This is a genomic window from Pseudomonas sp. OA65 (assembly GCF_017498305.1).
Lineage (GTDB): Bacteria > Pseudomonadota > Gammaproteobacteria > Pseudomonadales > Pseudomonadaceae > Aquipseudomonas > Aquipseudomonas zanjanensis.
In genome coordinates this window covers 1-17,740 of sequence record NZ_JAGDEZ010000004.1, presented here as the reverse complement: position 1 = coordinate 17,740, position 17,740 = coordinate 1, and the positions used below count along the sequence as shown (strand labels likewise).

The following is a 17,740-nucleotide window of genomic DNA, read 5'->3' as shown; positions in this document are numbered from 1 at the left end:
CTACAGGACTTTTCCTGAACCAATTCCAGTCATCGAGGGGGCCATCCCTCCCGCACGGGTGCTTGAATGCTGCAACGCTATCTCTGGAAGCTACTGCCCAAGTCGCAGCGCTCCTTTCTGTTGGGGCGCTTGTCGGTTGTCGACCGCCAGGTCGTGAATAAATCGATGTCGGCCAATTGCCGTTTCCCCGAAGCTTTTGCCCAACGCGCCTGCCTGTTCATCCACGTACCTAAATGCGCCGGCAGCAGCGTCTGCGTGGGGCTTTTCGATGGGTACAGTCCGGGGCACTTGCCGCTGTATTGGTACGAGGAGCAGTTTGCGCAGCAGTACGCCGCCAGTTTCAAATTTGCTTTTGTCCGCGATCCGCTGGAACGAGCGTATTCAGCCTATGCTTTCCTGCGGGGCAACACGTTGGGGCCGCGTGACCATGCGGCGCAGGAGATGGTGGGCCAATACCGCGACTTCGATGATTTCGTCGCACGGTGGCTGCACCCGGAAAACATCACCCGGCAATTGCATTTCGCGGCCCAAACGGATTTCCTCACCGACTCCCTCGGCCACCTGGCGATGGACTTCATCGGTTATCAGGAATATCTGGGGCGGGACTATCAGCGGGTGTGCGAGCACCTGGGGGTGGTCGCGACGTTGCCCCATGTGAACCACAGCTGGCAACGCGCTACGGTGCCGGTCAGGGATATTTGCTCGGTGCGGACCCGTCGGCTGGTGCGGCGGGTATACCAACGTGATTACGAGATGCTTGGTTATGAATGAAACGTCCAACCTATCGATGCAGCAGGCACCGATTCGTCCTTATGCACCGGCGCTTACGCCGGCGGATCGGGCGGCCATCAAAGCCCAGCGCCCACGCTGCATCTGGCTGACGGGGCTGTCGGGGGCGGGCAAGTCGACACTGGCCAACGCCTTGGAAGTGCAGCTCAACCAACAGGGTTTGCACACGTCCCTGCTCGATGGCGACAACCTGCGCCAGGGGTTGTGCCGGGGGCTCGGCATGGATGCCGAGGCCCGCAAGGAAAATATCCGTCGTATTGCCGAGGTGGCGCGCTTGATGGTCGACGCCGGACTGATCGTCATCGTAGCGGCCATCTCGCCGTTTCGCGCCGACCGGGAGGCCGCACGACAGTTATTTTCCGAGGGCACCTTCGTGGAAGTCTATGTGAGCACACCCTTCGACGTCTGTGCCGAGCGTGACCCCAAGGGGCTGTACCGCGAAGCCCGTGCGGGGCGGATCAAGAACTTCACCGGGCTCGACAGCCCTTACGAGGCGCCACTTGCGCCGGACTGCGCGATCGACACCAGCGAGGTTGAGCTGGCCCAGGCCTGTGCGCGGCTATCGGCGTTGCTGCAAATCTGATCGAACCAGCGTCCTGGCCTCGCGTTGCAGCCATGGACAAGCCTTCGCCAACCCTGTGCTAATATCGCGCCCCTGTTCATTTTGTATGTGGGATGCTCCATGAAGTTGTCCATGCCGCGATTCGATCAAGCCCCTGTATTGGTGGTCGGCGATGTCATGCTCGACCGCTATTGGCATGGCGGAACCTCACGGATTTCCCCTGAGGCGCCGGTACCGGTGGTCAAGGTCGAGCACATCGAGGATCGCCCCGGTGGTGCCGCCAACGTTGCCTTGAACATCGCCGCCCTCGGCGCACCGGCCTCCCTGGTGGGCGTGACCGGTGACGACGAGGCCGCCGACAGCCTGACCAACAGTCTCAAGGGGGCGGGTGTACGGGCGATATTCCAGCGCGTTGCGCACCAGCCGACCATCGTCAAGTTGCGGGTCATGAGCCGTCACCAGCAACTGCTGCGTATCGATTTCGAAGAACCGTTCGCCACCGATCCCCTGGCCCTCGGTGTCGAGGTCGAAAACCTGCTTGAAGGCGTCAAGGTCCTGGTGTTGTCGGACTACGGCAAAGGCGCGTTGAAAAACCACCAGGCGCTGATCCAGGCTGCCCGTGCCCGTGGCATCCCGGTCCTGGCCGATCCCAAGGGCAAGGATTTTTCCATCTACCGGGGCGCCAGCCTGATCACGCCGAACCTCAGCGAGTTCGAAACCATCGTTGGCGGTTGTGTCGATGAGCACGATTTGGTGAGCAAAGGCGCGCAGCTCATGCAAGACCTCGACCTCGGTGCCTTGCTGGTGACCCGTGGCGAGCACGGCATGACCTTGCTGCGCCCCGATCACCCGGCGTTGCACCTGCCGGCCCGTGCCCGTGAAGTGTTCGACGTGACGGGTGCCGGCGACACGGTGATTTCCACCCTGGCCGCGGCGATTGCTGCCGGCGAGGAACTGCCCCATGCGGTGGCCCTGGCGAACCTGGCGGCAGGCATTGTCGTCGGCAAGCTTGGCACGGCCGCCATCAGCGCCCCCGAGCTACGCCGCGCCATCCAGCGCGAGGAAGGCTCCGAGCGTGGCGTGCTGGGCCTGGAGCAACTGCTGCTGGCCGTTGACGACGCCCGCGCCCACAACGAAAGCATCGTCTTCACCAACGGTTGCTTCGACATCCTGCACGCCGGCCACGTGACCTACCTCGAGCAGGCCCGGGCCCAGGGCGATCGCCTGATCGTCGCGGTCAATGACGATGCCTCCGTCAGCCGTCTCAAGGGGCCAGGGCGTCCGATCAACAGCGTCGACCGGCGCATGGCGGTCCTGGCCGGCTTGGGTGCGGTGGATTGGGTGATCAGCTTCAGCGAGGGCACGCCGGAAAACCTGCTGCGCCAGGTCAAGCCGGATGTGCTGGTCAAGGGCGGTGACTACGGCATCGACCAGGTCGTGGGCGCGGACATCGTGACCGCGTACGGCGGGACCGTGAAAGTGTTGGGGCTGGTGGAAAACAGCTCGACGACGGCGATTGTGGAAAAGATCCGCAATAACTGAGCCGCAATTTGTAGAGCCTGGGGGCTGTTGTTGCCAGGGCGCTTTCTTGTGGCGAGGGAGCTTGCTCCCGCTTGGGTGCGAAGCGCCCATGAAAAATGGGGTTGCTGCGCAACCCAGCGGGAGCAAGCTCCCTCGCCACAAAAGCGCTCTGAGTCGTGTGGTTCCTAACGCGCCACCTTGCGCGGCACGATCTTCTTGAGCAGCTGCCGCGCCTTGCCCTTGAGTCGGGTCAGGCCCGACTCCTTGCCCGGTGGCGTCAGCCCTTGCTGGCGCAGCCAGTCCTTCCAGCGAATCCGCTCGTCGCGCACCAGCCAGCCGTCCTGCCGGGCGAAACTTTCCGCCAGGTACAGGCCACGGGTGCTGGCCGGGTGCAGTTGATCCTTTTTCAAGGTGTACAGCTCGGGCAAGGGCTGCCCGTCCTGCAGCGGCATCAGGTACAGGTCCGGGCGCTTGCGGTCCAGGCGGGCCACCAACTGGTCGCCTTCCAGGCGCTCATCGACGTGAAACAGGCTCAGGGACTTGGCTTCCTTGGGCACATCCAGGCGCAAGTCATAGATCAATTGCAGCGATGCCGTAGGCAGGTGCACGTAGGCCCGTGGCCGCTCGATCAACTGCAGATTGGCGCTACGCACCGGGCGGGCCGAGCCCGACAGCGGCGTCAGGCGAAACGGCAAGGCTTCGCGATAATGCAAGGCGGTGGCGTAGGGGGCCGGTAGCCAAGTGTCGTTGAAGCGTCCACCCAGCCAGCCTTCAGGGGTTTCCAGCAGGCATTCTTCGGCAATTTCGCTGATGGCGGTGAGCAGCGGCAGGTTCAGTTCGTGGGCCGGGACGTAGCCGGAAATCAGCTTGAGCACCACGTCGCCGCGATCCTGTCGACGCTGGCGCACCAGTACCCAATAGTCGCGGTTCTGCCAATGCAGGGTCAGGCGCACCGAGACGCCCAGATTGGCCAGCTCCAGGGAAAAACGCTCGGCATCGGCCACGGCGACAGGGCGGCGGCGCTGCAAGGTCTGGGCGAAATTCAGCGGCATCCCGACGCTCTGGTAAGTCAGGCCTTCGGGGGTCGCTTCGACGAACAGGGGCAGGGTCTTGAAGTTGCTTGGGTTCTTTCTGATGAGCGTACGCGGCATGTCGGCTCCTTCCTTAAGGCCGCGTAAGGCGGCGTCAGTGTTTACGCAGGACCTTGGCAACGGTCGCGACGTTATGGGCGAGGTGCAGCGGATTGATGGTGCCGACAATAGCACTGGCGACCCCAGGATGCTCAAACAACAGTTCGAAACTGGCGCGAACCGGGTCTACTCCGGGGCTCAGGCAGACGTGACCGCTGGCCAGGGCTTTTTTCACCAGGATCGCTTTGCCGTGTTTGCTGGCGTAGTCAATGACAGCCTTTTCGTTTCGTTCGTTCAGATTGTAGGTGACCATTGCGCAATCGCCTTGCTCCAAGGCTTTCAAGCCACCGTCGACGGTCTTGCCGGAAAAACCGAAGCCGCCGATCTTGCCCTCGCGCTTGAGTGCCGCCAGGGTCGGGTAGACCTCGCTGTCGTTGAGGATTGCCAGGTCGTTGCCGTCGGAATGCACCAGCACCAAGTCGATATAGTCGGTTTCCAGGCGCTTGAGGCTGCGCTCCACCGAGAATCGGGTATGAGCCGCGCTGAAGTCGTGGCGCGACTGACCGTCGCTGAATTCTTCGCCGACCTTGCTGACAATCACCCAGTCCTGGCGTTGGCCACGCAACAGCGGGCCAAGGCGTTCTTCACTGCGGCCGTAAGCCGGCGCGGTGTCGATCAGGTTGATGCCCAGGTCACGCGCCAGTTTGAGCAGCATGCGCGCTTCGTCGTCATCGGGAATCTGAAACCCGTTGGGGTATTTGACGCCCTGGTCGCGGCCCAGCTTGACGGTGCCCAGGCCCAGGGGGGAAACCCGCGGGCCGTTATGGCCCAGGGGGCGATGGAAATCATGCAGGGTCACTTGGCTCATGGCAGAAGTTGCTCCCAGGCGGGCACGCCCATGGGCGGCTTAGGCAGGTCCGGCAGCGGGGCCGGGTGACTCGGTTGGATGCCATCGCGTTGCAGTGCGTTGACCACCCGATCGGCGAAGTCCGGGGCCAGGGCCAGTTTGGTCGGCCAGCCCACCAGCAGGCGATCCTGCTCGGCGAGGAAGGCGTTGTCCGGACGGGTCAGGCCTGATTGCAGCGGCTCGGCGCGGTCCACCCGCAGCGTGGCCCATTGCGCGGTACTGAGGTCGACCCAGGGCAACAGTTGGCCAAGCTCTTTCTGGGCGGCGGCGATCTGCGCAGCGGGCTCGCGGGCGACGGCATCGCCTTCGGCGAGGTCGCCCCCCAGATACCAGACCCATTGGCCATCAGCGGCGGGATGGGTGGTCACGGTGACGCGTGGCTTCGGTCCGCCACCTAGGCAATGGGCGTAAAGCGGCTTGAGGCTCGGTCCCTTGACCAAGACCATGTGCAACGGTCGGGTCTGCATGGCCGGCTTGTCCAGGCCCAGGGCTTTGAGCAGGTCGGCGGTGCCCGCGCCCGCGCTGAGGATAATGCGCTGGGCACGGATCTCGCGGTCGTCGACCTTCAATCCGACCAGCTCACCGGCTTCGTGCAGTGGCTCGATGCGCTGCCCGGCCAACAGGCTGTCGCCGGCCAGTTCAGCCAGGCGCGCGATCAGGCTGGGCACGTCCACCACCAGTTCGGCCAGGCGATAGACCTTGCCCTTGAAGCGCTTGTCTTGCAGGGCCGGCGGTAATTGATCGCCCTTGACCTGATCGACCCGTCCGCGCACGGCCTTGCTGGCGAAGAAACTGGTGAGGTTGCCGGCCAGGGTGCCTGGGGACCAGAGGTAATGGGCGTCGGACAGCATGCGTACGCCGGACAGGTCCAGCTCGCCTTCACCTTTCAGGGCTTCGCGCCAGCGGCGCGGCATGTCCGCGATGGCTTCCGAGGCCCCGGTCAGGGCGCCATGCAAGGCGTACTTGGCGCCGCCATGGATGATGCCCTGGGATTTGACACTCTGCCCGCCGCCGAGGCTGGCGCTTTCCACCAGCACAGTCGAGAACCCCTGGCGACGCAGGCGGGCGTTCAGCCAGAGGCCGGCGACGCCTGCGCCGACAATCAGAATGTCGGTGGAAATAACGGATGGCATGAGCGACCTCAGTGTTCAAGACGAGGGCGCAGTATACAGACTCGCTGCGCAGGGCATTTGTTGGCGATCAACGTCGGCCCATGGGAGCAAAGCTTTTGTGGCGAGGGAGCTTGCTTGTGGCGAGGGAGCTTGCTCCCGCTGGATCGCGCAGCGGTCCCAAGCTTTTTGGGGCTGCTGCGCAGCCCAGCGGGAGCAAGCTCCCTCGCCACAAGTGCGTTCCAGCTCAATATCGGAGTGTTCCAACTCAATGGCAGTGTTTTCAGTGCCCAGCAGTCTTGGAAAAGAGTTGGATCACGACAACCCCAAGAACAATCAACGCCATCCCCAACATCGCCGGCACGTCCAGTTTTTGCCCGTAGATGAACAGCGCCGCCACGCTGACCATGACAATCCCCAGTCCGGCCCAGACTGCATAAGCCACGCCCACCGGTACGGTGCGCACCACCAGCGTCAGCATCCAGAACGCGGTGCCGTAGCCGACGATGACCAACAACAAGGGCAGGGGTGTGCTCAGGCCCTTGATCGCCTTCATCGAAACGGTAGCGATGACTTCGGCGCAGATGGCGATAGCCAGGTAGTAGTAGGCATTCATGGGCGGTTCCTCTTCGACGGTTGCGTCTTTCGATGGCCCCATTCTAGAGATCAGCCAGATGCGGTAAAGTCATTACCTATCTGTATTGGAGATAGGTTGAGCCATGAACGTGCAGTGGAATCTGGAGCAATTGCGGCTGTTCGTTGAAGTCGCCGAGAAGCGTTCGTTTTCCGCCGTGGCCCGGGACCAGCGCAAGGCGCAATCGGCCATCAGCAGTGCGATTGCCTTGTTGGAAGACGACTTGGGCGTGAGCCTGTTCGAGCGCAGCAGCGGTCGCCAGCCCAGGCTCACCGACGCGGGCGAAGCCCTGCTCGAAGAGGCCAGGGAAGTGCTGCGCCAGTGCGAGCGCCTCAATGGTCGGGCCCTGGCCTTGATGCGCGGGCAGGAAGCGTCGCTGCGCCTGGCCCAGGACGAGGCCATGCCCTATCAGCCGGTCATCGACAGCCTGGCGGCCCTGGCCGAGCAATTCCCCACCCTCGAAGTGCAACTGGCCAGCGCCGCCCAGGGCGATGTGGCGCGCAAACTGGTGGAGCGGCGCGCCGACCTCGGCTTGCTGTTCTATCACGACCAGATCCCCGAGGCGCTGGAACGCCGGGTGCTGGGCAGCGTCGAGATGGTCACGGTGTGTAGCCGGGGCCATCCTTTGGCGAACCACGCGTATGTGAGCTGCCGGGACATGGCCCGGCACCGCCAGTTGCTGATGGCGACCCAATCCAGCGTTTATCCCGGCAGTGAGCAGGCCAGCCCGCAGGTCTGGCGGGCCGACAGTTTCTATGTGTTGGCCGAATGGCTAAGAAGTGGCCTGGGCTGGGCGTGGCTGCCACGGCATGTGGTGCAATACCCGGCGTACCTGGGGGATATGGTCGAGCTCAACAGCGAATGGACCCCGCCGGCCCTGGTGGTGGAACTGGTCTGGCGCCGCGATGAACCTATGGGCCCGGCCGCCCGTTGGCTGGCGGAACGTTTTGCCGTGCAGTTGCAGGCGATCGGCTGAAAAACCGATAAACTCCGCCGCCATGAACAGAACTCTCTATAGCGCGTTGTTTTATCTGGGGCTGCCACTGGTAGCGATTCGGCTGTGGCTGCGGGCCCGCAAGGCGCCGGCTTATGCCCGGCGCGTTGGCGAGCGGTTCTCCTGGGGGTTGCCTGCCATGGCCCCGGGGGGTATCTGGGTGCACGCGGTGTCGGTGGGCGAGAGCATTGCCGCCGCGCCGATGATCCGCGCCTTGCTGCAACGTTATCCACAGCTGCCAATCACTGTCACCTGCATGACGCCCACCGGATCGGAGCGGATCCGGGCGCTGTTCGCCAACGAGCCGCGCATCCAGCATTGCTATCTGCCTTATGACTTGCCGTGTGCGGCCAAGCGTTTTCTTGACCAGGCCCGTCCGAAATTGGCGGTGATCATGGAAACCGAGCTGTGGCCCAATCACATTCACCAATGCGCCAGGCGCGGCATTCCAGTGGCCCTGGCCAACGCGCGGCTGTCGGAGCGTTCGGCGCGGGGTTATGCCCGCTTTCCCAAGCTCACCCGGCCAATGCTCGCCGAGATGAACCTGTTCGCCGTGCAGACCGAAGCCGAAGCCGAGCGTTTTCGCCAGTTGGGGGCTCGGGCGGAAACCGTCGAGGTCACCGGCTCGATCAAGTTCGACCTGACCATCGACCCGCAGTTGCTCGAAAGTGCCAGTGCCTTGCGCCGTGAGTGGCACGCGATGGACCGCCCGGTGTGGATCGCCGCCAGTACCCACGAGGGCGAGGACGAAGTGGTGCTGGCCGCCCACCGTCGGTTGCTCGACAGTTATCCCGATGCGTTGCTGATCCTGGTGCCGCGTCACCCCGAGCGCTTCGACTCAGTGCATCAACTGTGTGTAAGCGAGGGTCTGGTCACGGTGCGGCGCTCCAGTGGGCAACCGGTCACCGCCCAGGCTTCGGTGTTGCTCGGCGACACCATGGGCGAACTGCTGTTTCTCTACGCGTTGGCCGACAGCGCGTTTGTCGGTGGCAGCCTGGTGCCCAACGGTGGGCACAACCTGCTCGAGCCGGCGGCCCTGGCAAAACCGGTGCTCAGTGGGCCGCACCTGTTCAATTTTCTCGAGATCGCTGCGCAACTGCGTGCCGCCGGGGCGCTGGCGGAAGTGGAGGATGCCGAAAGCCTGGCCCTGGCGGTCCAGCGCCTGTTCGAACTGCCTCGGGATGCTCAGCGCATGGCCGAGGCGGGGCTTGCGGTGATGCGCCGCAATCAGGGCGCGTTGCAGCGGTTGCTGGATGGGTTGGGGCGGTTGCTCGACTGAGTCTCTAGGGAAGCAAGGGAAGGCTTTTCCAGAACCTCCTGTGGGAGCAAAGCTTGCTCGCGATACAAGCGCCTCGGTTCCAGAGAGACCGCGCTGTATTCATCGCGGGCAAGCCTTGCTCCCACACCAGCTTTGCTCCCACAGGGGGGGCTGGACAAGCCTTCCCTCGGTGAGGTTATTGCGCTGGCCGCGAGCGCAACTGCTGTGCCGCCGCCTGTGCCAAGTCCGGCGGCAGGAAGTCCTTGTCCGGGTTGTAGTCGGGCTTGAGGTAGCGCGACAGGTCCTGCAAGTCCGCCGGGCTCAAGGTCCCGGCCGCCTGCTTAAGGCGCAGGTTGTCGAGGATGTAGTCATACCGGGCGTTGTTGTAGTCGCGCACCGAGGTGTACAGCTGGCGCTGGGCGTCCAGCACATCGACGATATTCCGAGTGCCCACCTGGTAGCCGATTTCCGTGGCGTCCACCGCACTCTGGTTGGAGATGATCGATTGGCGCCGGGCCTGGACCTGTTCCACATCGGTGTTCACCGCGCGGTGCAGGTTACGGGTGTTTTCCACTACTTGGCGGCGTAGGGCTTCGCGTTGCTGTTCGGTCTGGGTGAGTTGCGAATAGGACTCGCGAACCTGGGAACTGGTCAGCCCGCCGCTGTAGATCGGAATACTCAATTGCAGGCCGATGGTGCGTTGCTCCGCGTCGCCACCGTAGCGCTGGCCGGTGGGGCTCGGGTTGGTAAAGCCGAGGCCGTCGTTGTCACCTTTGCGGTACTGGGCGATTGCATCGAGGGTCGGCGCGTGCCCGGCCTTGCGCTGGCGCAAGGTGTCTTCGGCGGCGTCGACGGCGTAATTGCTGGCCAGCAGGTTGAGGTTCTGCTTGGCGGCAGTGTCTACCCAGGCCTTGGCGTCGTTGGGTGCCGGCGGCAGGATCGGCAGGGTGTGGACGACGCCCTGGATCGAGTTGTACTGGCGGTTGGTCAGGGTGATCAGCGCTTCGAAAGCATCTTCGACCTGGCGTTGCGCGATGATCCGGTTGGCCCGCGCGGTATCGTAGCTGGCCTGGGATTGCAGCACGTCGGTCTTGTCCGACAGGCCCACGTCGAAGCGTTCGTTGGACTGGTCGAGCTGGCGCTTGAACGCGGCTTCCTCGGCCTTGGTCGAGGCCAGGTTGTCCTGGCTGCGCAGCACATTGAAATAGGCTTCGGCACTTTGCAGGATCAGGTTCTGCTCGGTGGCAGACAACTGCAGCGATGCCTGCTCATTGACCGATTTGGCCGCTTGCAGTTGGAACCAGCGGTCGGCGCGGAAAATCGGCTGGGACAGCGTGGCCTGGTAGACCGTGGAGCTGCGGGTGGCGGTCATCGCCGGTTGGTCGAGCTCGGTACGGGTGTTGTTCAGGTCGGCACCGGCCGAAAGGTTGGGTAGCAACCCGGCGCGGGCCTGGGGCACCACTTCCTTCTGGGCGCCATACTGGGCGCGGGCGGCGGCCAGGTCGGCGTTGTTGTCCACCGCTTCCTGGTACACGCTGACCAGGTCGGTCAGGGTGGATAAAGGCGCTTCGGCGGCCCAGGCCATTCCATTGGACGCACAAGACACGGCGAGGGCCAGTGAGAGTTTGCGCAACATGAGGCGATCCCTACGTTCAAATTGAATGCGCATAACAGGCGCGCGGCGTAGCGAGTGTAGTTGCGCCTGGGCACGGCAACAATCCTGTATATGCGCCATTCATCACGCCTTTTGCCCTGGCGATGGCGTTCTGTCGTGGTTGTGTCTAGACTGGCCGGGTTCTTGTCGGGGTGCCTTGCTATGAGGCTGAGATCGAATAATTTCGGATCCCGTTGAACCTGATCAGGTTAGCGCCTGCGTAGGGAACAAGATTTCTCGTCACCCGGCGAGTCCTCTTGTGCTTCGTCCGGGATGTCGTTCGATCATTGAACGCACTCGAGCAGCAAGCACAGCGTCCGCACTTCCGTGCAGGGACGCGTCCATTCGTTACAGGTTCGCTCCGACAAAAATCCACTGCCTGGATGTGTGTCTGGAGAGCCCGTGATGACGACAAAATCAAAAAACGCGACCAACCTCAGTGAATCGGCCCAGGTCGATCAACAATCGGTTCAGCCCTTTACCCGCTCGCAAAAAATCTATGTCCAGGGCAGCCGCCCGGATATCCGCGTGCCCATGCGCGAAATCAGCCTCGACGTGACCCCCACTGACTTCGGCGGTGAAATCAACGCGCCGGTGGTGGTCTACGACACCTCGGGGCCGTACACCGACCCGAACGTGATTATCGACGTGCGCAAAGGCCTGGCCGACGTGCGCTCGCCATGGATCGAAGCCCGTGGCGACACCGAGCGCCTGGCCGGCCTGAGCTCCAATTTCGGCCAGGAACGCCTGGCCGACCCCGAGCTGACCAAGCTGCGCTTTGCCCACGTGAACAATCCGCGTCGCGCCAAGCCGGGTGCCAACGTCAGCCAGATGCACTACGCGCGCAAGGGCATCATCACCGCCGAGATGGAATACGTCGCCATCCGCGAAAACATGAAGCTGGAAGTGGCCCGTGCCGCCGGCCTGCTGGACCAGCAACACGCCGGCCACAGCTTCGGCGCCAGCGTGCCGAAGGTCATCACCGCGGAATTCGTGCGTGACGAAATCGCTCGGGGCCGCGCGATCATCCCGGCCAACATCAACCACACCGAACTGGAACCGATGATCATCGGCCGTAACTTCCTGGTGAAGATCAACGGCAACATCGGCAACAGTGCGCTGGGTTCGTCCATCGAAGAAGAAGTGGCGAAGCTGACCTGGGGCATTCGCTGGGGTTCGGACACGGTCATGGACCTGTCCACCGGCAAGCACATCCATGAAACCCGCGAGTGGATCATCCGTAACTCGCCCGTGCCGATCGGCACTGTGCCGATCTACCAGGCCCTGGAAAAAGTCGGCGGCGTGGCCGAAGACCTGACCTGGGAGCTGTTCCGCGACACGCTGATCGAGCAGGCCGAGCAGGGCGTCGACTACTTCACCATCCACGCCGGCGTGTTGCTGCGTTATGTGCCGATGACCGCCAAGCGCGTCACCGGTATCGTCAGCCGTGGCGGTTCGATCATGGCCAAGTGGTGCCTGGCGCACCACAAGGAAAACTTCCTCTACACCCACTTCGAAGACATCTGCGAAATCATGAAGGCCTACGACGTCAGCTTCTCGCTGGGCGATGGCCTGCGTCCGGGTTCGATTGCCGACGCCAACGACGAAGCGCAGTTCGGCGAGCTGGAAACCCTCGGCGAGCTGACCAAGATCGCCTGGAAGCACGACGTGCAATGCATGATCGAAGGCCCTGGCCATGTGCCGATGCAGTTGATCAAAGAGAACATGGACAAGCAGCTCGAGTGCTGCGACGAGGCGCCGTTCTACACCCTCGGCCCGCTGACCACCGACATCGCGCCGGGCTACGACCACATCACCTCCGGCATCGGTGCGGCGATGATCGGCTGGTTCGGTTGCGCCATGCTTTGCTACGTCACGCCGAAGGAACACCTCGGCTTGCCGAACAAGGATGACGTCAAGACCGGGATCATCACCTACAAGATCGCCGCCCACGCCGCCGACCTTGCCAAGGGTCACCCGGGCGCGCAGATCCGCGACAATGCCTTGAGCAAGGCGCGTTTCGAGTTCCGTTGGGAAGACCAGTTCAACCTCGGCCTCGACCCGGACACTGCCCGCTCGTATCACGACGAAACCCTGCCGAAGGACTCGGCCAAGGTGGCGCATTTCTGCTCGATGTGCGGGCCGAAATTCTGCTCGATGAAAATCACCCAGGAAGTGCGCGAGTACGCGGCGAACCAGCGCATTGAAGCGGTGGATGTCGATGTCGCCCAGGGCTTGGCGGAGCAGGCTGAGCGGTTCAAGAAGGAAGGTAGTCAGCTTTATAGGAAAGTTTAAGCGGCAAGCTTCAAGCGGCAAGCTGCAAGTTAGAAGCAAAAGCGCGATCTGCTTTTTCTTGAGGCTTGCAGCTTGCAGCTTGTAACCCTTTTTAAGCGGCAAGCTCCAAGCGGCAAGCTGCAAGTTAGAAGCAAAGCGCGACCTGCTTTTTCTTGAGGCTTGCAGCTTGCAGCTTGTAACCCTTTTTAAGCGGCAAGCTCCAAGCGGCAAGCTGCAAGTTAGAAGCAAAGCGCGATCTGCTTTTTCTTGAGGCTTGCAGCTTGTAACCCTTTTTAAGCAGCAAGCTGCAAGTTTAGAAGCAAAAGCGCGATCCGCTTTTTCTTGAGGCTTGCAGCTCGAAGCTTGCAACCCTTTTCCCACCGAGATCCTTCTCTTGAACACCTATTCCCCCGACATCGCGGTCCCCACCGACAAACGCGTCTTCGGCGCCCGCGATCTGTTTTCCCTGTGGTTCTCCCTCGGCATCGGCCTGATGGTCTTGCAGGTCGGCGCCTTGCTCGCGCCGGGCCTGGGCCTGAGCGGTTCGTTGCTGGCGATTTTCCTCGGCACGCTGGTGGGCGTCCTGCTGCTGGCGGCGGTCGGGGTGATCGGCAGCGACACCGGCCTGTCGGCCATGGCCGCGCTCAAGCTCAGCCTCGGCGGCAAGGGCGCGAGCGTGCCGGCGGTGTTGAACCTGCTGCAACTGATCGGCTGGGGCTCGTTCGAAATCATCGTTATGCGCGACGCCGCCAGCCTGCTCGGTGCCCGGGCCTTCAGCGAAGGCAGCCTGGGGTCCAACCCGCTGCTATGGACGCTGTTCTTCGGCGCCCTGGCGACCCTGCTCGCCGTGAGCGGGCCGCTGACCTTCGTGCGCAAGGTCCTGCGCAAGTGGGGCATCTGGTTGCTGTTGGCGGCCTGCATCTGGTTGACCTGGAACCTGTTCGCCAAGGCTGACCTGGTCGCGCTGTGGGCACAGGCGGGCGACGGTTCGATGCCGTTGGCGGTGGGGTTCGATATCGCCATCGCGATGCCGCTGTCGTGGTTGCCGCTGATCGCCGACTACTCGCGTTTCGGCAAGCGCGCCAAAAACGTCTTCGGCGGCACTGCCGTGGGCTTCTTCATCGGTAACTTCTGGCTGATGAGCCTGGGCGTGGCCTACACCCTGGCGTTCGCGCCGAGCGGCGAAGTCAACGCGTTGCTGCTGGCCCTGGCGGGTGCTGGATTGGGTATTCCGCTGTTGCTGATTCTGCTGGACGAGTCGGAAAACGCCTTCGCCGACATCCACTCGGCGGCGGTATCAACGGGCATGTTGTCGGGGTTGAAGGTCGAGCACCTGGCCTTGGCGATTGGCGTCATCTGCACCTTGATCGCCTGCTTTGCACCGTTGGCGCAGTACCAGAACTTCCTGTTGCTGATCGGCTCGGTGTTCGCGCCGCTGTTCGGCGTGGTGTTGGTGGACCACTTCATCCTGCGCAAACGCAGCAGCCAAGTGGTGTCAGCCGCTTTGCGCTGGCCGGCCCTGTTGGCGTGGTTGGGTGGGGTGAGCACTTATCATCTGCTGGCCAACTTCTACCCGGACGTCGGCGCAACCCTGCCGTCGTTGATCCTGGCAGGGTTGCTGCAACTGTTGCTGGGCCGGGCTTTCAGCTACGGCCAGGGAACAGCTCGGGCTTGAGGATGCCGTTGAGGCGGGGGTAGGCGATTTTCAGTTCGATGTGACCCAGGGCGTATGGCGCGATGGTGCTCACTTCGTACTTGAGGATCACCCCGCCGTAGGTCAGCGCGATATTTGGGGTTTTCTGGAAGGACCATTGCTTCAGGAAGTCGGGTTCCTGATCCAGCTTGGTGCTGATCAGCCAGCTGTTGTGAGCCACTTGCGCGGCTTTCCAGAAGGCTTCTTCCTGGCCCGGCAGCAGCATGTCGGCGAGCGTCAGCACCTTGTGTTGCTGGCGCGAATAGTTGATGAAGCCGCGCCCCGGCGTGCCGTGGGCGCCGCCGGTGTCCAGGTAGCTGGACAGTTCGATGATCACCAAGCCGTCATGCTGCTCGCGTACCTTGGCCTGCAAATAGCTGCTGTTGCGCGGTGCGGCGCTGCGCAGAAACTGCTCGCGATAGGCGGCAAGCGTCGGCGCCACCGGGGCGTCCGGGGTGGTGCGGGTCATTTGCAGCAGGCGTTTTTCGATGATGCCGTCCAGGGCGGGTTCGGCAGGAAAGTGCAGGGTATCGATGTTCACCAACGGGCAGTCGGCACTGGCGCAACCTGGTTGCAGTTGTTCCGAAGCGTCGCGAGTGGTCTCCAGCGGTGCGCGATAGTTGGGTTGGAACAGGCTTTGGCAAGCGCCCAGGGTCAGGGCAATGGCGGCCACGGAGGCAGTTTTGAAAAGCGACATGGGCGTCCTTCATGAAACACGGAAAGGCAAAAAGTTACCCGCTTCGACTGTCGGCAAGGCAATCAGTTCGCCACTAAGCTCATTAGAGTGATTTTAAGCGCAGCCGTCCATCCCGATCACTGGAAGGGGGCTGCCCCAAAGGGTTCGAGCGCGTTAGGATGGCGCGAAGCCGAGGTTGGAACCTCGTATCGATCGACTGCACACGAGGATTGTCATGACCGATTTCGCCAACGCCACACCGAACGCCGTGGACATCGTCAAGCGTGAGACCTGCTACAAGGGTTTCTATAAGCTCGACCGCCTCGTCTTGCGCCACGAGTTGTTTGCCGGTGGCATGAGCCGTGAGATCAGCCGTGAACTGTTCGTGCGTCATGACGCGGTGTGTGTGCTGCCCTACGACCCGCAGCGCGATGAAGTGGTGTTGATCGAGCAGTTTCGCGTGGGGGCCATTGGCAAGACCACCAACCCCTGGCTGGTAGAGTTGGTGGCCGGGCTGATCGACAAGGACGAGCAACCGGAAGAGGTTGCTCATCGCGAAGCGCAGGAGGAAGCTGGGCTTGTCTTCGCTGCGCTCTGGCCGATGACCCAATATTTTCCATCGCCGGGCGGCAGCAATGAATTCGTACATTTGTACCTGGGGCGTTGCGACAGCACGGGGGCAGGCGGCCTGCATGGCCTTCTGGAGGAAGCCGAGGACATTCGGGTAAAGGTCTGGGCCTACGAAGATGCCTTGCAAGCCGTGCGCGACGGACGTATCTGCAACGCGGCCAGCATCATTGCCTTGCAATGGCTGGCCTTGAATCGCGATGAAGTGAGGGGGCTATGGTCCTGAACAAGCTGCGCGACCGCTATCGCGTCGATCTGGTGGGGTTGCAGGCCGCCTGCGAGGCCAACTACGCCCGCCTGATGCGCTTGTTGCCGGACATGCGCAACGATCCGTTGCCTCGCCGTATCGCCGTGACCCACGGCGACCAGATGCTCGGTGTGCTGGCCCTGGAAGTGCTGCAGACGTGTCCCTACACCACCACCTTGCAGGTCCGCCAGGAGCACAGTCTGCCCTGGCTGCCGGTGCCGCAACTGGAAGTGCAGGTCTATCACGACGCGCGCATGGCCGAAGTCGTCAGCGCCGAACATGCACGACGCTTTCGTGGCATCTATCCTTATCCCAATGCGTCAATGCACCAGCCGGATGAAAAAGCCCAGTTGAACCTGTTCCTGGGCGAGTGGCTGAGTCATTGCCTGGCGCTGGGCCACGAGTTCGAAGTCGTTCGGTAGTTGTGAACCGGTTCCGGTTCGCGGGTTTCCCCTTTCGATCGTCCCCCAGCATAATTGCCGCTTCATGCAACGGCGTGATTGCGCCTGGGAGAAAGCGATTTGCCGAGCGTATCCAGCTTGACCACTGCCGATGCGGCGTTGCTGGTCCAACTGTCTGACAGCCATTTGTTCGCCGAGGCCGATGCCTCGTTGCTGGGCATGAATACCCGTGACAGTTTGCGGGCGGTCATTGATTTGGTGCTCAAGCAGCAGCCGGACATTGACCTGATGCTAGCCACCGGGGATTTGTCCCAGGACGGCACGCTGCAATCCTATGAGGCGTTTCGGCAACTGACTGCACGAATCGACGCGCCGGCGCGGTGGATTCCCGGCAACCATGATGAGCCGCAGGTGATGCTCGAGGCGGCGGTCAAGAGTACGTTGCTTGATCCGGTGGTGGACATTGGCAATTGGCGGGTGACGATGCTCGATTCCGCCGTGCCGGGTTCGGTGCCGGGTTTTTTGGCCGAGGAGCAGTTGATTCTGTTGGCCAATGCCTTGAGCGAGGCGCCGGAGCGGCATCATCTGGTGTGTCTGCATCATCATCCGGTGTCGATTGGGTGTGCGTGGATGGAGCCGATCGGGTTGCGTAATCCTGAGGCGCTGTTTGCGGTGTTGGATCGGTTTCCCCAGGTTAGGGCGGTTTTGTGGGGGCATGTGCATCAGGAGATAGACCGGGTGCACGAGGGGGTTCGTTTGTTGGCTTCGCCTTCGACCTGTATTCAGTTTGAGCCGGGGAGTGAGGATTTTGCGGTGGGCTCGCAGGCACCGGGGTATCGGTGGTTGCGGTTGTTGCCGGATGGGCGGTTGGAGACGGGGGTTGAGCGGGTGGTTGGGTTTGCGTTTACCCCGGACTATGGCTCCAACGGGTACTGAGGACGAGGCGGCCTGACAGCCGGCCTGTCTCTCCCGGTTGTACATCTTTCAGATCTGTGGGAGCAAAGCTTGCTCGCGATGGCGGTCTGACTGAGTACATATCCATTGCTGCGGTAACGGCCGCTTAGGGTTCCGCCCTGACGGCGGGTCACTTTTGAAAAGCCCGGAAGCCGGCCCAGTCAAAAGTAACCAAAACGCTTCTGCCCCACCACTCGGTGCCTCGCCTAGGCTCGGCATGCCCTCACTCCGGCATTGCTCCGTGGGCCCGCCGCGAAGGGCCATCCATGGCCCAGCGCGGCTATCCCGGCATCCATGCCGGGATGCCCAC

The 17,740-nt window shown here is 62.6% G+C and carries 16 protein-coding genes and 1 riboswitch; of the genes, 10 read left to right on the top strand and 6 right to left on the bottom strand.

Features of this window, described 5'->3' with window-relative positions:
* Positions 1 to 66 precede the first annotated feature (66 nt).
* The 3 genes from J3361_RS04465 (at position 67) to hldE (ending at position 2,893) form a co-directional block, all read left to right on the top strand.
* Positions 67 to 771 (top strand): sulfotransferase family 2 domain-containing protein, encoded by a 705-nt coding sequence (locus J3361_RS04465; RefSeq protein ID WP_207962821.1) that lies wholly within the window; start codon positions 67 to 69, stop codon positions 769 to 771.
* The gene (cysC, locus tag J3361_RS04460; RefSeq protein WP_207962817.1) at positions 764 to 1,372 is read left to right on the top strand and encodes an adenylyl-sulfate kinase; all 609 of its coding nucleotides are present in this window, start codon (positions 764 to 766) and stop codon (positions 1,370 to 1,372) included. Before J3361_RS04465 ends, cysC begins: the two co-directional genes overlap by 8 nt.
* 99 nt (positions 1,373 to 1,471) lie before the next feature.
* Positions 1,472 to 2,893: a bifunctional D-glycero-beta-D-manno-heptose-7-phosphate kinase/D-glycero-beta-D-manno-heptose 1-phosphate adenylyltransferase HldE gene (gene hldE, locus J3361_RS04455; RefSeq protein ID WP_207962815.1), complete on the top strand. Its 1,422-nt coding sequence runs from the start codon at positions 1,472 to 1,474 to the stop codon at positions 2,891 to 2,893.
* Positions 2,894 to 3,057: 164 nt separating this feature from the next.
* On the opposite strand, the gene J3361_RS04450 is transcribed toward hldE, so the two are convergent.
* The 4 genes from J3361_RS04450 to J3361_RS04435 all read right to left on the bottom strand — a co-directional run bounded on the left by J3361_RS04450 (position 3,058) and on the right by J3361_RS04435 (position 6,634).
* Positions 3,058 to 4,023, bottom strand: coding sequence for a hypothetical protein (locus tag J3361_RS04450; RefSeq protein ID WP_053117832.1), 966 nt, complete (start codon positions 4,021 to 4,023; stop codon positions 3,058 to 3,060).
* Between the two features lie 34 nt (positions 4,024 to 4,057).
* Positions 4,058 to 4,870 carry an aldo/keto reductase gene (locus tag J3361_RS04445; RefSeq protein ID WP_207962813.1) on the bottom strand — a complete coding sequence of 271 codons (813 nt, stop codon included), beginning with the start codon at positions 4,868 to 4,870 and terminating at the stop codon, positions 4,058 to 4,060.
* Complete coding sequence (locus tag J3361_RS04440) at positions 4,867 to 6,042, bottom strand: FAD-dependent oxidoreductase (RefSeq protein WP_207962811.1); 1,176 nt, start codon at positions 6,040 to 6,042, stop codon at positions 4,867 to 4,869. The genes J3361_RS04445 and J3361_RS04440 overlap by 4 nt, the downstream gene beginning before the upstream one ends.
* Before the next feature lie 259 nt (positions 6,043 to 6,301).
* Positions 6,302 to 6,634 (bottom strand): multidrug efflux SMR transporter, encoded by a 333-nt coding sequence (locus J3361_RS04435; protein ID WP_003197153.1) that lies wholly within the window; start codon positions 6,632 to 6,634, stop codon positions 6,302 to 6,304.
* 103 nt (positions 6,635 to 6,737) lie between these two features.
* Between J3361_RS04435 and J3361_RS04430 the strand changes: the two genes are divergently transcribed.
* Complete coding sequence (locus J3361_RS04430; protein ID WP_207962809.1) at positions 6,738 to 7,628, top strand: LysR family transcriptional regulator; 891 nt, start codon at positions 6,738 to 6,740, stop codon at positions 7,626 to 7,628.
* Between the two features lie 22 nt (positions 7,629 to 7,650).
* Entirely contained in the window at positions 7,651 to 8,925 is a 1,275-nt protein-coding gene (gene waaA / locus J3361_RS04425; protein ID WP_207962807.1) for a lipid IV(A) 3-deoxy-D-manno-octulosonic acid transferase, read from the top strand.
* Positions 8,926 to 9,100: 175 nt separating this feature from the next.
* Here waaA and J3361_RS04420 read toward each other — a convergent pair whose 3' ends face one another.
* On the bottom strand, positions 9,101 to 10,540 hold the full coding sequence (locus J3361_RS04420) for a TolC family outer membrane protein (RefSeq protein WP_207962804.1): 1,440 nt from the start codon (positions 10,538 to 10,540) through the stop codon (positions 9,101 to 9,103).
* Between the two features lie 156 nt (positions 10,541 to 10,696).
* A riboswitch (TPP riboswitch) is annotated at positions 10,697 to 10,802 on the top strand.
* A gap of 161 nt (positions 10,803 to 10,963) precedes the next feature.
* Between J3361_RS04420 and thiC the strand changes: the two genes are divergently transcribed.
* Positions 10,964 to 12,853, top strand: coding sequence for a phosphomethylpyrimidine synthase ThiC (gene thiC, locus J3361_RS04415; protein ID WP_207962802.1), 1,890 nt, complete (start codon positions 10,964 to 10,966; stop codon positions 12,851 to 12,853).
* A gap of 373 nt (positions 12,854 to 13,226) precedes the next feature.
* Entirely contained in the window at positions 13,227 to 14,507 is a 1,281-nt protein-coding gene (gene cytX / locus J3361_RS04410) for a putative hydroxymethylpyrimidine transporter CytX (RefSeq protein ID WP_207962801.1), read from the top strand.
* On the opposite strand, the gene J3361_RS04405 is transcribed toward cytX, so the two are convergent.
* The gene (locus tag J3361_RS04405) at positions 14,476 to 15,222 is read right to left on the bottom strand and encodes a DUF3298 domain-containing protein (protein ID WP_207962800.1); all 747 of its coding nucleotides are present in this window, start codon (positions 15,220 to 15,222) and stop codon (positions 14,476 to 14,478) included. The genes cytX and J3361_RS04405 overlap by 32 nt on opposite strands.
* A gap of 214 nt (positions 15,223 to 15,436) precedes the next feature.
* On the opposite strand from J3361_RS04405, the gene J3361_RS04400 reads away from it, so the two are divergent.
* The 3 genes from J3361_RS04400 (at position 15,437) to cpdA (ending at position 17,412) form a co-directional block, all read left to right on the top strand.
* Positions 15,437 to 16,054 carry an NUDIX domain-containing protein gene (locus J3361_RS04400; protein WP_207962799.1) on the top strand — a complete coding sequence of 206 codons (618 nt, stop codon included), beginning with the start codon at positions 15,437 to 15,439 and terminating at the stop codon, positions 16,052 to 16,054.
* Positions 16,045 to 16,497, top strand: a complete 453-nt coding sequence (locus J3361_RS04395) for a DUF1249 domain-containing protein (RefSeq protein WP_024618006.1) — start codon at positions 16,045 to 16,047, stop codon at positions 16,495 to 16,497. Before J3361_RS04400 ends, J3361_RS04395 begins: the two co-directional genes overlap by 10 nt.
* 99 nt (positions 16,498 to 16,596) lie before the next feature.
* Positions 16,597 to 17,412, top strand: a complete 816-nt coding sequence (cpdA, locus tag J3361_RS04390) for a 3',5'-cyclic-AMP phosphodiesterase (protein ID WP_207962798.1) — start codon at positions 16,597 to 16,599, stop codon at positions 17,410 to 17,412.
* Positions 17,413 to 17,740: the final 328 nt, after the last annotated feature.